At 66.6% G+C, this 13,547-nt stretch carries 13 protein-coding genes; 1 reads left to right on the top strand and 12 read right to left on the bottom strand.

Features of this window, described 5'->3' with window-relative positions; translation table 11 throughout:
* Positions 1-161: 161 nt before the first annotated feature.
* From RT688_RS17160 to RT688_RS17120, 9 genes are all read right to left on the bottom strand, one after another.
* On the bottom strand, positions 162-365 hold the full coding sequence (locus RT688_RS17160; RefSeq protein ID WP_313706062.1) for a hypothetical protein: 204 nt from the start codon (positions 363-365) through the stop codon (positions 162-164).
* A 17-nt stretch (positions 366-382) separates the two neighbouring features.
* The gene (gene hslU / locus RT688_RS17155) at positions 383-1,720 is read right to left on the bottom strand and encodes an ATP-dependent protease ATPase subunit HslU (protein WP_313706061.1); all 1,338 of its coding nucleotides are present in this window, start codon (positions 1,718-1,720) and stop codon (positions 383-385) included.
* Between the two features lie 14 nt (positions 1,721-1,734).
* Complete coding sequence (gene hslV / locus RT688_RS17150; protein ID WP_312554174.1) at positions 1,735-2,271, bottom strand: ATP-dependent protease subunit HslV; 537 nt, start codon at positions 2,269-2,271, stop codon at positions 1,735-1,737.
* A gap of 109 nt (positions 2,272-2,380) precedes the next feature.
* Entirely contained in the window at positions 2,381-3,733 is a 1,353-nt protein-coding gene (locus tag RT688_RS17145) for an STAS domain-containing protein (RefSeq protein WP_313706060.1), read from the bottom strand.
* 256 nt (positions 3,734-3,989) lie between these two features.
* Complete coding sequence (gene dksA, locus RT688_RS17140; RefSeq protein ID WP_312553169.1) at positions 3,990-4,442, bottom strand: RNA polymerase-binding protein DksA; 453 nt, start codon at positions 4,440-4,442, stop codon at positions 3,990-3,992.
* A 212-nt stretch (positions 4,443-4,654) separates the two neighbouring features.
* Complete coding sequence (locus RT688_RS17135; RefSeq protein WP_313706059.1) at positions 4,655-5,719, bottom strand: GTP-binding protein; 1,065 nt, start codon at positions 5,717-5,719, stop codon at positions 4,655-4,657.
* A 181-nt stretch (positions 5,720-5,900) separates the two neighbouring features.
* Positions 5,901-6,827, bottom strand: a complete 927-nt coding sequence (locus RT688_RS17130) for a tyrosine recombinase XerC (RefSeq protein WP_313706058.1) — start codon at positions 6,825-6,827, stop codon at positions 5,901-5,903.
* Between the two features lie 2 nt (positions 6,828-6,829).
* Positions 6,830-7,492: a DUF484 family protein gene (locus RT688_RS17125; protein ID WP_313706057.1), complete on the bottom strand. Its 663-nt coding sequence runs from the start codon at positions 7,490-7,492 to the stop codon at positions 6,830-6,832.
* A 165-nt stretch (positions 7,493-7,657) separates the two neighbouring features.
* Positions 7,658-8,698, bottom strand: a complete 1,041-nt coding sequence (locus tag RT688_RS17120; protein WP_313706056.1) for a porin — start codon at positions 8,696-8,698, stop codon at positions 7,658-7,660.
* Between the two features lie 466 nt (positions 8,699-9,164).
* On the opposite strand from RT688_RS17120, the gene RT688_RS17115 reads away from it, so the two are divergent.
* Positions 9,165-10,778 (top strand): hypothetical protein, encoded by a 1,614-nt coding sequence (locus RT688_RS17115; RefSeq protein WP_313706055.1) that lies wholly within the window; start codon positions 9,165-9,167, stop codon positions 10,776-10,778.
* 24 nt (positions 10,779-10,802) lie between these two features.
* Here RT688_RS17115 and dapF read toward each other — a convergent pair whose 3' ends face one another.
* Genes dapF through RT688_RS17100 form a run of 3 tightly spaced genes read right to left on the bottom strand, consistent with a single transcriptional unit; the run spans position 10,803 to position 13,386 of the window.
* Positions 10,803-11,666 (bottom strand): diaminopimelate epimerase, encoded by an 864-nt coding sequence (dapF, locus tag RT688_RS17110; protein ID WP_313706054.1) that lies wholly within the window; start codon positions 11,664-11,666, stop codon positions 10,803-10,805.
* A gap of 8 nt (positions 11,667-11,674) precedes the next feature.
* Entirely contained in the window at positions 11,675-12,538 is an 864-nt protein-coding gene (locus RT688_RS17105; protein ID WP_313706053.1) for a lipid A biosynthesis acyltransferase, read from the bottom strand.
* Positions 12,535-13,386 (bottom strand): lysophospholipid acyltransferase family protein, encoded by an 852-nt coding sequence (locus tag RT688_RS17100; RefSeq protein ID WP_313706052.1) that lies wholly within the window; start codon positions 13,384-13,386, stop codon positions 12,535-12,537. The genes RT688_RS17105 and RT688_RS17100 overlap by 4 nt, the downstream gene beginning before the upstream one ends.
* Between the last annotated feature and the right edge of the window lie 161 nt (positions 13,387-13,547).

The following is a 13,547-nucleotide window of genomic DNA, read 5'->3' as shown; positions in this document are numbered from 1 at the left end:
TGAACCCACGCGGTCTTTCGTGTTTAAGCATACCCGACAGTTCGGGTAGGGTGGGCTCTTGAACCCACGCGGTCTTTCGTGCCGCAGCACACCCGACGCCAGGTAAAGAAGGTTCAGGGGAGGCCACCATATAAAAAAAAGGGAGCCGCGGCTCCCTTTCTTCACTCGTCCTCGTCGGCCGTCAGTTTGGCCTTCTTGAGCAAGCGCTTGGCGGCCTGGCGCTCGCTCGACAGCGGCTTGGCGTGCGGCCCGGCCGCGCGTGCCTTGGCCAGCGCCGCGATCGGGTTGCGCGGCTTGCCGAAGTTCTGCGCCGGCTCGACGCGCAGGCGCATCTTCTGCCGGGTTGCGAGTGCCTTGTTCGCCATCGTTTTCTCCTGGCTCCTTACAGCACGTAGCGCGACAGGTCTTCGTTGGAAGAGAGCACGTCGAGGCGTTCGTTGACGTAGGCCGCGTCGATCCTCACCAGCTTGTCCTGGCGGTCGCTGGCATCGAAGGAGACTTCCTCGAGCAGTTTTTCCATCACCGTGTACAGGCGGCGCGCGCCGATGTTCTCGGTACGCTCGTTCACCGAGAAGGCGATCTCGGCCAGGCGGTGGATCCCGTCTTCGGTAAAGTCGATCTTGATGCCCTCGGTCGCCAGCAGCGCTTCGTACTGCGTGGTGAGGCAGGCGTCGGTGCTGGTGAGAATGCGCTTGAAGTCGTCGATCGACAGCGATTCCAGTTCGACCCGGATCGGGAAGCGGCCCTGCAGCTCGGGAATCAGGTCCGACGGCTTCGACAGGTGGAATGCGCCCGAGGCGATGAACAGGATGTGGTCGGTGCGGATCATGCCGTACTTCGTGTTCACCGTCGTGCCCTCGACCAGCGGCAGCAGGTCGCGCTGCACGCCGGCGCGCGAGACGTCGGCGCCGCCGTGTTCGGAGCGGGTTGCGATCTTGTCGATCTCGTCGAGGAAGACGATGCCGTTGTTCTCGACATTGTGGATCGCCTTCTGCTTCATTTCGTCTTCGTTGATCAGGCGCGCCGCCTCTTCCTCGGCCAGCACCTTCATCGCTTCCTTGATCTTCATCTTGCGCGGCTTCTTGCGCGCGCCGCCGACGCCGGCGAACATCGACTTGATCTGTTCCGTCATTTCTTCCATGCCCGGCGGCGCCATGATTTCCATCTGCGGCGAGGCCTCGGCCACTTCGATCTCGACTTCGCGGTCGTCGAGCGAACCTTCGCGCAGGCGCTTGCGGAAGGTCTGGCGGGTGCTGTCGCCTTCCTTGGCGTCGGCCGAGGCGCTGACGTTGAAGCCGAAGTCGCGCGCCGGCGGCACCAGGATGTCGATGATGCGGTCCTCGGCCGCGTCCTCGGCGCGCTGGCGCACCTTCTTCATTTCGGAAGCGCGGGTCTGCTTCACGCCGATGTCGATCAGGTCGCGGATGATGGTGTCGACGTCGCGGCCGACATAGCCGACCTCGGTGAACTTGGTCGCCTCGATCTTGATGAAGGGCGCGTCGGCCAGTTTCGCCAGGCGGCGCGCGATCTCGGTCTTGCCGACGCCGGTCGGGCCGATCATGAGGATGTTCTTCGGGGTGATCTCGTGGCGCAGCGGCTCGGCCACCTGCTGGCGGCGCCAGCGGTTGCGCAGGGCGATGGCAACGGCGCGCTTGGCCTTGCCCTGGCCGACGACGTGCTTGTCCAGTTCCGAGACGATTTCAAGGGGAGTCATGTTCATGGTGTGCATGCCGGTCAGTCCAGCGTTTCGATGATGTGGGACAAATTGGTGTAGATGCACAGCTCGCCGGCAATCGTCAGCGCCTTCTTGACGACCTCGGCGGGCGGCAGCTCGGTATTTTCCTGCAGCGCCTTGGCTGCGGACTGGGCGTAGATGCCGCCCGAACCGATCGCGCCGATGCCGTCTTCCGGTTCCAGCACGTCGCCATTGCCGGTGATGATGAGGGTCGACTCCCTGTCGGCCACCAGCAGCATCGCCTCGAGCTTGCGCAGCATGCGGTCGGTGCGCCAGTCCTTGGCCAGTTCGACCGAGGAGCGCAGCAAATTGCCCTGGTGCTTCTCGAGCTTGGCCTCGAAGCGGTCGAGCAGGGTGAAGGCGTCGGCGGTGGCGCCGGCGAAGCCGCACAGGACCTTGCCCTGGTAGAGCTTGCGCACCTTGCGGGCCGAGCCCTTCATGACGACGTTCCCCAGGGTGACCTGGCCATCGCCGCCCAATGCGACTTGCGAGCCGCGACGCACACTCACAATGGTGGTGCCGTGAAATTGTTCCATATCTGCCTCATGGTTAACTAGCCCTCCGCAAGTGGGGCTGTTGCACAGAATTGCAAGACAGGGTGACGCGAAAGCTCAGCAGGAGATAGGGAAGGCCCCGATCCGCCGCTCAGTATTTATGGGCGTACAGGCGCGCGCAGTCGCCGTAGTTCAGCAGGCGCAGCAGGGCCGCGACCATGTGGTTCAGTTCGCGCAGCTCGACCTGGCGCCCTTGGGCGGCCAGCGCGCGCAGGCGGCCGTGCAGGGCGTTCGCCGCGCCGAAACCGATCCGCGCCAGGCGCGAGCAGTCCAGCACGATGCCTGCCGCGGCGGCGTCGACCGCTCCGGCAGCGGGCGCCTGCATTGCGGCCGGGACCGAGGCGGCGTAGGCGTCGATCGCGGCCAGCAGCGGGGAGACATCGCCGTCCACCACCGGCGGCAACAGGAAACGCTGTCCGGCGGCTCCCTGCGCGATAGGGGCGTCGATGGCGCCGGGCGCACCGGCGGGAACCTGGCGCAGCGGCGCCTCGAACGAAGGCGGCGACACCTCGAAGGTGACGCAGTAATCCATCGCGGTCTCCTCGAAATCCTTTTCGCGGTCGAGCAACTGCAATAGTTCGAGCAGGAGCAGCCAGGGCGCCTCGCCGCCGGCACGCTCGCCGATCGCGAGCTTCGGGCGCAGCACGGCCAGCAGCGCGTCGGCGCCGGCCAGCTCGATGTCCTGCCCTGCGGCGCGCAGGTCCTGCAGGCCGGCCAGCAGGGCGGCGCAGGCGTCCAGGCTGGCGCTGCGCACGGCGCCGAAGTCGAGCCGCACCGGCTTGCCGGCGCTCGCCGGGGCGCGCAGGGACTGGAGCTGGGCGGCGACGCTGGCGTCGAGCGCGGCGCCGAGGCGCATGACGGGCGCCACGCCGGCAAACGCCTGCTGCGGCGCCGCGCGCGGCAGGCGCTCGACGTAGGCGGGGGGAGAGGTTTCGAAATGGCTGGCGTAGTCGATCGCGATGCTCTCGAAGGCCTGCTCGCGGCCTTGCGCCTGGTAGAGGTCGAACAGCATCCACCAGGGCAGGCGCTCGCCGCGGCCGAGTTCGCCCAGGGAATCGCGCAGCATCTGCTCGGCCAGGTCGGCCTGGCCGTTGGCGTAGAGGATCGCGCTTTCCTCGACCACCGGCGCGCTGGCCGGGATGGCGGCGGCGTCGGGCTGGTCGGTCAGCGGATCCGGTTCGGTATCGCCGGCCGGGGCCAGCGGCGCGGCCGCCGCCGGGGGGCGGTGGCCGCTGCCCCAGCCGGTGTCGAGGTCGTCGAACAGGTCGGTGGTCATGGCCAGTTCGATGGCGTCGATCTTGGCGGCGGTGGCGCGCGCGATGTCGCGCTGGCGCTCGCGCTCGGCTTCGCTGGCCAGGCGCGACGCTTCGTCCGTGCGCAGGCGCGTCGCCGGCGCCTCGGGCAGGGAGTCGTTCTTTTTCTTCAGGAAGGAAAATAAGCCCACGTCGTTTCCGTCTGTCGTTTGCCCTGGTTATCGTGCACGCTCGGCGCCGCGCCACCGGGGGCGGCGCTCGACCATGACGGTAGCACGGACGCTCGTTTCACACCCTGCGCACACGTGCGCAAGCGCAAACACACTGCGGGCGCTCTAGTGTATCCCATAGGAAAGATCTTGACGGCACGCCAGCACAGGCCGGGCGCGTAAAAAGAAAAAAGCATGCGGCGAAGGCATGCTTTTTTCTGTTGGTGCCGGCTGGGAATCAGTCGCCGTACAGCTTCTGCTTCAGTTCGCGGCGCTGCTGGGCTTCCAGCGACAGGGTGGCGGTCGGACGGGCGATCAGGCGGGGGATGCCGATCGGTTCGCCGGTTTCCTCGCACCAGCCGTACTCGCCGGCTTCGATGGCGGCCAGCGATTGCTGGACCTTCTTGAGCAGCTTGCGCTCGCGGTCGCGGGTGCGCAGTTCCAGTGCGTGCTCTTCCTCGATGGTGGCGCGGTCGGCCGGGTCCGGGACCAGGACGGTTTCGCGCAGGTGCTCTGTGGTCTCACCGGCATTTTTCAGCAGCTCTTTCTCGAGCTGTTGCAGGCGGTCCTTGAAGAACGCGAGCTGGGCCGGGTTCATGTAGTCCTCGTCGCCCATCGCCCGAATTTCTTCTTCCGTCAAGAGTCGGTCTTCGGCCTGCGCGGCGGTATTCGGTTTCGTTGTTTTAGTCATGACTTCACTTACCTTCGATACGACAGAGGTTTTCATTTTATCAGCTGGCTCAGCAGCAACACTGGATAGTCCAGGGGTATGCGCATCGCTTCGCTGCCATGACGGCCATTGCCGCTGCCGTCTTCGCTGCCGGACTGGCCGGCAGCGCTCGCTCGACGGTACCTGTCACGCCGCTTGGGCGGGCGCAACGGGTACCGCAAAACCGGGATAGTTTATACCAAACATTGTTCCAATCCGCGGATAAATACGTCTTTTGGTAAATTTTTACCAATAAACACCATTTTGCTGCCGCGTGTCTCGCCGTCTTCCCACTTTGCCCCCAGGTCGCTGCCCATGATTTGATGCACGCCCTGGAACACGACTTTGCGGTCCGCGCCCTGCATCGACAGTACGCCCTTGTAGCGCAGCATGTTCGGACCGAACACCTGCACCAGGCTGCCGAGGAACTGGTCGAGGCGCTCGGGATCGAAGGCGCGCTCGCTCTTGAACACGAAGGCGGCGATGTCGTCGCTGTGGTGCGGATGGTGGTGGTCGTGGGTGCAGGCTTCGCCATGGGCATGGTCGTGGCCGCAATGCGCGTGATCGTGCGCGTGATCGTGGTGTTCGTGGTCGTGCTCGTCGGCGCGCAGGAAGTCGGGGTCGAGCTCGAGCTTGTCGTTCAGGTTGAAGCCGCGCAGGTCGAGCACCTCGGCCAGGGGCGCGCGTCCGAAGTCGGAGGTCGAGATCGGCGCCCGCGGGTTGATGCGCGCCAGGCGGTTCTTCAGCGTTTCGACTGCGGCGGCGTCGACCAGGTCGATCTTCGACAGCAGGATCTTGTCGGCGAAACCGACCTGGCGCTGGGCCTCTTCGTGGCGGTCCAGCTGGTCCATCGCGTGGCGGGCATCGACCACGGTCACCACCGCGTCGAGCAGGTAGTGGGCGCCCACTTCCTCGTCCACGAAGAAAGTTTGCGCCACCGGGCCCGGGTTGGCCAGGCCGGTCGTTTCGATGACGACGCGGTCGAACGCGATCTCGCCGGCTTCGCGCTTTTGCGCCAGGTTGGTCAGCGCCACGATCAGGTCGCCGCGTACGGTGCAGCAAATGCAGCCGTTGTTCATTTCGACGATCTGCTCGCCGCTGTCCTGCACCAGGATTTCGTTGTCGATGTTTTCCTGGCCGAACTCGTTTTCGATGACGGCGATGCGCAGGCCGTGCTCCTCGCGCAGGATGCGGTTCAGGAGGGTGGTCTTGCCGGCGCCGAGGAAGCCAGTGAGGATGGTAGTGGGGATCAGTGACATGTGTTTCTGCTCTAGTCGGCCCGATCGGGCGTGGGGAATCGAAGGATTATGCCGCAATTTGCAATCTGCCACCATCAACCGTACACGCCCTTGCGCCAGCGCAAGCGAACTATTGCCGGGAGCCCAAGCTGGCCACTAAAAGTTGTGCGCAGCCTACTGATAAGCGTAAAGCACGAGGCGTTTATTTCGCCTTGGCCCGCGGGTGCGCCTTGTCGTAGACGGCGGCCAGGTGCTGGAAGTCGAGCGCGGTATACACTTGGGTCGAGGTGATGCTGGCGTGGCCGAGCAGTTCCTGCACGGCGCGCAGGTCGCCCGAGGATTGCAGCAGGTGGGAGGCGAAGGAGTGGCGCAGCACGTGGGGGTGCACGTGGACCGGGGCGCCGGCCTTGATCGCATGCTGCTTGAGGCGCTGCTGGACCACGCGCGGGGTGATGCGGGTGCCGCGGCTGGACAGGAACAGGGCGGGGCTGCCGTCACTGGCCGGTGGACGCGCCGCCAGCCAGGCCGCCAGCGCCGCGCGCGCGGGGCCGCCCACCGGCACCCGGCGCATCTTGCCGCCCTTGCCGGTGACCACCACTTCGCCCGAGGCCGCATCGAACCAGCCCAGCGAGCCGCCCTGCTTGCCGTCGGTGTACGCCAGGTCGAGGCCGGCCAGCTCCGAGACCCGCAGCCCGCTCGAGTACAGCAGTTCGAACATCGCCCGGTTGCATAGCTCGGCCGGCTCCGGATGGCCGTGGCGGTTCGCTTCCAGCAGCTGGACGGCGTCGTCGACGGCCAGGGCCTTGGGTAGCGACTTGGCGCGGCGCGGCGCGCGTACGCCGTCGACCGGGTTGGCCGGCAGGGCCAGCTGCAGCGACAGCCACTGGTAGAAGCCGCGCCAGCCGGAGAGCTTGCGCGCGATCGAGCGCGGGTTCTGCCCGGCCGCGTGCAGGCGGGCGGCGAAGCGGCGCATGTCGGCGTGCGTCAGGCGCGCCCAGTCGTCGTGGCCGGCCAGTTCTGCCAGCTCGGCCAGGTCGCGCCGGTAGGCCGCGACCGTGAGCGGCGACAGCTGGCGCTGGGTCACCAGTTCGCCCAGGTAGCGGCTGGCCCAGTCCCGCGCCGCGTCCATGGTCAGGCGCGCAGCGGCGCCAGCGCGGTGCTGGCGGATTGGCCCAGCTGGACCAGGAAGTCGGTCGCCATCGCCGGGCTGAAACGCTCGGCGTCCGGCGAACCCAGCACCAGCAGGCCGAAGGTCTTGCCCTCGGCGACCAGCGGCAGCAGCACGATCGAGCGCACGGCGGCGGCGTCGTCGAGCCAGCGCACCGCCTCGAAATCCTTGTTCGGGCCGCAATAAGGCGCGCGCAGGCTGGCGGCGAACAGGCGCGCATCCTCGGCCACGCCGGCGGCGAACCAGCTGTCGGCATGTTCCGGCGCCACGTTCCACAGGCGCAGCGTTGCCTGTGGCACACTGAAATGCTCGATCAGGCCGTCGACCAGGTCGCGCGCCATCGCCGCGCCGCCGTTTGAGCGCAGCAACGCCAGGTGCCAGGCGTGGAAACGGTTGAGGATGGTGTTGTTGTCGCTGGCGGTACGCAGCAGGTCGGCGATGCGCAGCTCGAGCGCGTTGTACTTGGCGCGCATCACTTCCATCTGGCGCTCCTGGAGCGATACCGTCTTGCCGGTCAGTGGGCTGGACAGCTTGACTTCGCCCAGCAGGCCGGCGTGTTCTTCGAAAAAGCGCGGGTGGTCGGCCAGGTAGCGGGCGACGGCGGCGGAGTCCAGGGTAACGGTCATGGGCTGAGCTTGCAGAAAATGTGTGTGCGCAATTTTACCCGAGCAGGGGAGGGCGGGCAGAAAAAAGGCGCCCGCGCCGCAAGCCGCCAAATGCAACAAGGGCGGGCACCGTTGCCGGTGTCCGCCCTTGCGGTTCATGCGTGGCGGGCCTGGGCCCGCGTCAGCTTAGAACGAGTGGTTCACGCCCAGGTCGTAGTAGTTGACCGATGCGTCCTGGCCAAACTGCGACTGAGGACCGGTCTTGCGCGATGCGTCGATGTACAGGTAGGTACGCTTCGACAGGCTGTACTCGTAGCCCAGCGACATCTGCTTGGTCTTGATCCAGTTGTCCGGATCCTTCTGGCCGTAGCCAACCAGGAACTTGCCCGGGCCCATGGTGTAGTTCGCGCCCAGCACCCATGCGTTGGTCTTCGCGCCCGGCAGGCCGGCGGCGAAGGCGGTGTTGTCCTGGTCCTGACGGGTGTACAGGGCCATCAGCTTCAGTTCCGGGGTTGCCATGAACGAACCGGCGACCGACATGACCTTGGTTTCGACGGCGTTACGCTCGTAACCCAGCATCAGGGCCGCAGGGCCGTTGTTGTAGGTTGCCGAGATCGAGAACGGGTTGGCCGAAGCTTCGGCGCCGACCGGGTATTGGCCGACTGCACGGCCGTTGGCGCCTGCGCCTTCCTTGGTGGCGATGGCTGCGTTCAGCTGGAAGCCGCCGGTGACCGGCGAGTTGTACCAGAAGGCGTTCGACCAGCGGTTGTTCGACGAGTTGGCCGGCTCCAGCGGTGCCGAGTTGTAGCCAGCGACTGCCAGGTCGGTGTAGAAGCCGCCCTGGTTCGGCAGTGCGTGCCACGGCTCGAAGGCGCCGATGGTTTCCTGGTACGGGGTCAGGCCGCGACCGATGCGGACCATACCGAAGTCGCCCTGCAGGCCGACGCGGCTCTGGCCCTGGAACAGCGGACGCGAACCGTTTTCAACGGTGCCGGTGTCCGACTCGTAGCGGATTTCCAGTTGGAACAGAGCTTTCAGGCCATTGCCCAGGTCTTCGGTGCCCTTGAAGCCCAGGGTGTTGGCGGCGCGCTTGCCGATGCTCAGGGTGTCGCCGCTGCGCTTCTGCACGCCAGCGTCGATGGTGCCGTAGATCTGAACGGCGGTTTGTGCGTGGGCAACGCCGGCGAAAGCGCCAACAAGAGCGACTGCCATCAGTGACTTTTTCATTTATTCGTATCCTCTTATAAGGTGAATCGGGGATCCAGAGAGCATTGAGACGTTATTGGTTTGCTGAACACTCGGACGAGTGAACAGTAATTGTTTAATGCGTCAAGATTGCCGGATTGGTTAATTATGCGGGCTGGACTTGGTGGAAAGCCAATTTAACCAATCGTGCTGTTGTATTTTCGAAACGTCTACCACCCCTTTTCGCACCATTGAAGTGCTTGCCGCACTGCAATTTTGCCAAGTTCCGCTCCGTTTCGGTGCCCTTGTTCGGTGTCAATCATCAAGCTGTTCGGGACGTGGCGCGCCCGGGGCTGGCTTAGACTTCCCTCGAACCGCAGCGGTGTGGGCGCGATTCTCGCGCTTCTTGTATATTGGCAACTTTGGCCGCGGCAACGTGCTGCCATCATCCTTGCCGATTCCAGTCGCGCCCACGCTGCCCACCCCCCCACTAGTAAAAGATCGACCGATGGCTAATCGTGAAGAACTGGCGATCATCCGCGGCGCCCGTGCCGGCCGCGCCGACGCCCAGCTCGCCCTGGGCAAGCGCTATCTGTTCGGCAGCGCCGGCCTGCCGCAAAGCCTGCCGACCGCGCTGCACTGGCTCGACCGCGCCGCGCACCAGGGCTGCCTGGAGTCCTGCCAGCTGATCGGCAACCACGTGCCGCTCGAACTGGCGCGCCAGCATGCCGGGCCGCTGACCGCCTGGTACGAGCGCGCCTACGACGCCGGCAACACGCGCGCCGGACTGGTGCTGGCCCAGCTGCTGCTCGAAGAGCCGGGCGCGGCGCTGGCGCCGGCACTGCGTGCGAAAGCCCTGCGCGCCCTCGAGGACGCGGCCCGCGCCGGCTTTGCCGAGGCCCAATGGCTGCTGGCGCGCCAGCCCGCGGCCGCGGCCGCGCCCAGGCCGGCAGGCACGGCGGCGGCGCTGCCGGCGCGTGCGGCCAGCGGCGCCGCGGCGGCCGAACCGGCAGCGGGCCAGCCCTGGCTGCGCCGGGCCGCCGACAACGGCTTGCCCGAAGCGCAGTTCGCCCTGCTGGAGCAAAGCTGGAAGAGCGGCCAGTGGCAGGACTACCTCGAGCGCGCGCTGCCGCTGGCGCGCGCCCTGGCCGAAGGGGGCGCCGGCAAGCACACCCAGCGCCTGACGCCGGGCGAAACGAGCCTGCTGTCGCGTGTCGCCCGCCTGCTCGAGCGCGGCATGGCCGGCGCCGGCGTCGACGCCGCCGAACTGCACGTGTTCTGGGAGCTGGCCGCGGCCGAGAACGACCGCCATGCCCAGCTTGCCATGGGGCTGTGGTATGCGCGCATGCAGGTCGACGGCACCCGGGTGGCGGGCGGCGCCGGCGCGGCGAACTTCAAGAAGGCGATCCGCTGGCTGCTGCTGGCGGGCGAACAAGGCCTGGCCGAAGCCTGGTATGCCTTGTCGCGCATCTACGTCAAACCCGAGTTCTCGCAGCGCAACGTCGCCGATGCCCAGCGCTATCTCGAGCGGGCGGCGGAAATGGGCTACCGCGTGGCGCAGCTCGAGTGCGGCAACAATGCCTGGCGCGCCCGGCGCGAGAACGAAAACAACGACGTGCGCGCGGTCTACTGGCTGCAGCAGGCGGCGGCCGGAGGCTGCCCCGATGCCGCCGCCGCGCTGCAAAAAATCGCGCCGCGGCTCGCCGACGCGCTGCACACCGAGACCGGCGCCCTGCTGGGCTGCGCGATCGACCTGTCCGCCCATCCGCTGCTGGCGGCCCGGCTGGAACTGGCGGCCCTGTTCGGGCTCAGCCGCGCGGAAGCCCTGCTGCTCGACGTGCACGCGGCCGACCAGGGTCACTGCCTGGTGATCGACATCCGCGCCAGCTACGGGCGCAGCAAGCGGCGCCTGGTCATGATCGAGACCGCGCACGAGCGGCAAGCGCTCGACCGCATCGTGCAGTTGTTCGAGAACGTGGATTGCGGTCCGGGCGGGCCGGAAGGGAATTACCGCCAGCGCCTGTACCGGCTGCGCACGGCGGTGGCCGACATGTCCCAGGTCATCAAGCCGGCCAAGCCGCCGGTGCCGGGCCGCGGCGCGTCCTACGGCCTGGCGGCCTGAGGAGCTGGCTGGCGGCGGACGGGATTACAGCTCGATTTCGCCTTCGAAGACGGTAACGGCCGGACCGCTCAGGTAGACCGGTTCGCCTTCGCCGGCCCAGGCGATCGACAATTCGCCGCCGCGGGCCGACACCCGCACCGGCGAATCGAGCAGGCCGCGCCGGATGCCCGCCACGACGGCGGCGCAGGCACCGGTGCCGCAGGCCAGGGTCTCGCCCGCGCCGCGCTCGTACACCCGCAGTTTCACATGATGGCGATGCACCACCTGCATGAAGCCGGCATTCACGCGCTTCGGGAAGCGCGGGTGATGTTCGATTTGCGGGCCGAGTTCGGCCACCGGCGCGTTGTCGACATCGTCGACCGTCTGCACGGCGTGCGGATTGCCCATCGAGACCACGGACACGAGCACGGTGCGCTCCGCGCCGCCCTGGCGCAGGGACAGCGGCCACAAGGTGTCGCGTCCCTCGGGGCGGCCAGTCAGGCCGGCGCTGTCGAAGGGCACGGCGGCCGCTTCCAGCACCGGCGCGCCCATGTCGACCGTCACGCTGCCGTCGTCTTCCAGGCGCGGCTCGATGATGCCGGCCATGGTCTGGACGCGGATGCTGCGTTTATCCGTCAAGCCTTTCTCGCTGACGAAGCGAACGAAGGCGCGCGAACCGTTGCCGCATTGCTCGACCTCGCCGCCATCGCTATTAAAGATGCGGTAGCGGAAATCGCAGCCGGGCTCAAGCGGGCGCTCGACGACCAGGATCTGGTCGGCGCCGACGCCGAAGCGGCGGTCGCCCAGGCGGCGCCACTGGTTCGTATCGAAATCGATCTGCTGGTTGATGGCGTCGATCACGACGAAGTCGTTGCCCGCGCCGTGCATCTTGGTGAACTTGAGTTTCATTCTATAAATCAGTCGTACAGGGAAGGTTCGCCCGGCGGCCGGGTCTTGAAGCGTTTATGGGTCCAGAAGTATTCGGCCGGCGCCTCGCGCACGCGCTCTTCGATGAAGGCGTTCATGCGGCGCGTGGCCTCGACCATGTCGGCGCCCGGGTAGTTTTCCCATGCCGGATAGAAGCGTACGCGCCAGCCCTTGTAGTTCGGCAGGAAGGTCGCCACCACCGGGATGACTTTCGCGCCGGTCGTGGCGGCAATGCGGCCCAGGGCCGTGAGGGTCGCGGCCGGCACGCCGAAGAAGGGCACGAATTCGGCGTCCTTTTCGCCGAAGTCCATGTCCGGCAGCATGAAGTAGGGCAGGCCGTCGCGCAGCGCGCGCAGGATCGGCTTGATGCCTTCCTTGCGCGTCACCAGGCGCACCGGGCCGTAGCGTTCGCGGCCATGGCGCAGCAGTTTGTCGAAGGCTTCGTTCTTCTGCGGCACGTACATGCTGCACACCGGGATCACGCGCGCGGCGACGCCGGCCACGTCCAGGCATACGAAGTGCGGGCACAGCAGGATGGTCGGGCCGGCTTCCATCTCGGCCTGGGGTACCGCCGGTTCGACCTGGATCAGGCTGCGCACGCGTTCTTCCGGCGCCCACCACAAAATGGAGCGCTCGAAGATGCTGCGCGAATAGCCCTGGAAGTGGCGATAGGCGATGTTGCGCCTTTCCTTTTCCGTCAGCTCCGGCATGCACAGGCGCAGGTTGGTCAGGGCGATCTTGCGGCGCTTGCCGAGGATCAGGTAGATCAGGCTGCCGACGGCTTCGCCGAAACGCCCGAGCACGGGCAGCGGCAGCCAGTGCAGCAGCCACATGAATGCGATGGCGACCCTCATGCGACGGCCTCGGCTTGCGGTGCGTCCACGCCCTGCGGTTGCTTGTAGCGGTTGTAGCTCCAGAAATACTGCGCCGGGCAGCGGGAGATCAATTGCTCCATCGCGCGGTTGATGCTGGCCGCCTGCTCGGCCGGGTTGCCCGACAAGTCGCCTTCGAAGGGCACGAAACGCACGACGTAGCCGCGGCCTTGCGGCAGGCGCTCGGCATAGACCAGCAGGATGTCGGCCTTGCCCAGCTGGGCCAGCTTGGCCGGCAGCGTCATGGTATAGGCGCTGCGCCCGAACCAGGGCGCCCAGGTGCCTTCGCCTTCCTGCGGCACCTGGTCGGGCAGCAGGCCGATCGGCTGGCCGCTTTTGAGGGTCTTGGCCAGGATGCGCACGCCCGACAGGTTGGCCGGGGCCAGGTGCAGGTTGTGGCGGGCCCTGGCGCCTTCGACCAGCGGTTTCAGGGCGCTCTTGCGCGGCGGCCGGTACATGACGGTGAGCGCCGTGTGCAGGGCGATCTGCTGGGCGGTCATCTCGAAACAGCCCAAGTGTGGCGTTAAAAACACAATGCCGCGGCCGGCGTCGAGCGTGCGTTGGACCAGGTCCCAGTTCTCGATGCTGGCATGGCGCGCCACGCGTTCCGGCTTGCCGCACCAGACGAAGGCCAGTTCGACGATGGCCTTGCCGGCCTCGGCGACGGCGGCGCGGCGGTAGGCGCTATAGCCGGCCTGGGCCAGGTTGGCGTCGAGGCGGCGGCGATAAGAAGGGGAGAGCAGGTAGACCAGCCAGCCCAGCGCGGCGCCGAGCGCGTGCAGCAGGCGCAGGGGAAATATGGAGAGAACTCTGAATAGAATAACTAGCATGCGATTGATCGGCGTTCAGGAAGAGCAGGCCTGCTCTGCCAAAAATTTCTTAAAGGAGCGTAAAATACCACTTTACGCAGGATCCGCCGAGTTAATAGACAACTTGCGAAGCGGAATATAAATGTCGCTAAAGCGTCGCAGGCACATGTTGCTGCGGCAGT

Source organism: Massilia sp., assembly GCF_032106685.1.
Lineage (GTDB): Bacteria > Pseudomonadota > Gammaproteobacteria > Burkholderiales > Burkholderiaceae_D > Telluria.
This window is presented reverse-complemented; position numbering and strand designations above follow the sequence as displayed.

Excerpts from the sequence above, each read along its gene's own strand:
- RT688_RS17105 (WP_313706053.1), bottom strand. The coding sequence starts at position 12,538 with ATGAGGGTCGCCATCGCATTCATGTGGCTGCTGCACTGGCTGCCGCTG.
- RT688_RS17125 (WP_313706057.1), bottom strand. The coding sequence starts at position 7,492 with ATGACCGTTACCCTGGACTCCGCCGCCGTCGCCCGCTACCTGGCCGAC.
- RT688_RS17130 (WP_313706058.1), bottom strand. The coding sequence starts at position 6,827 with ATGGACGCGGCGCGGGACTGGGCCAGCCGCTACCTGGGCGAACTGGTG.
- RT688_RS17120 (WP_313706056.1), bottom strand. The coding sequence starts at position 8,698 with ATGAAAAAGTCACTGATGGCAGTCGCTCTTGTTGGCGCTTTCGCCGGC.
- RT688_RS17115 (WP_313706055.1), top strand. The coding sequence starts at position 9,165 with ATGGCTAATCGTGAAGAACTGGCGATCATCCGCGGCGCCCGTGCCGGC.
- dapF (WP_313706054.1), bottom strand. The coding sequence starts at position 11,666 with ATGAAACTCAAGTTCACCAAGATGCACGGCGCGGGCAACGACTTCGTC.
- hslU (WP_313706061.1), bottom strand. The coding sequence starts at position 1,720 with ATGAACATGACTCCCCTTGAAATCGTCTCGGAACTGGACAAGCACGTC.
- dksA (WP_312553169.1), bottom strand. The coding sequence starts at position 4,442 with ATGACTAAAACAACGAAACCGAATACCGCCGCGCAGGCCGAAGACCGA.
- hslV (WP_312554174.1), bottom strand. The coding sequence starts at position 2,271 with ATGGAACAATTTCACGGCACCACCATTGTGAGTGTGCGTCGCGGCTCG.
- RT688_RS17160 (WP_313706062.1), bottom strand. The coding sequence starts at position 365 with ATGGCGAACAAGGCACTCGCAACCCGGCAGAAGATGCGCCTGCGCGTC.
- RT688_RS17100 (WP_313706052.1), bottom strand. The coding sequence starts at position 13,386 with ATGCTAGTTATTCTATTCAGAGTTCTCTCCATATTTCCCCTGCGCCTG.
- RT688_RS17135 (WP_313706059.1), bottom strand. The coding sequence starts at position 5,719 with ATGTCACTGATCCCCACTACCATCCTCACTGGCTTCCTCGGCGCCGGC.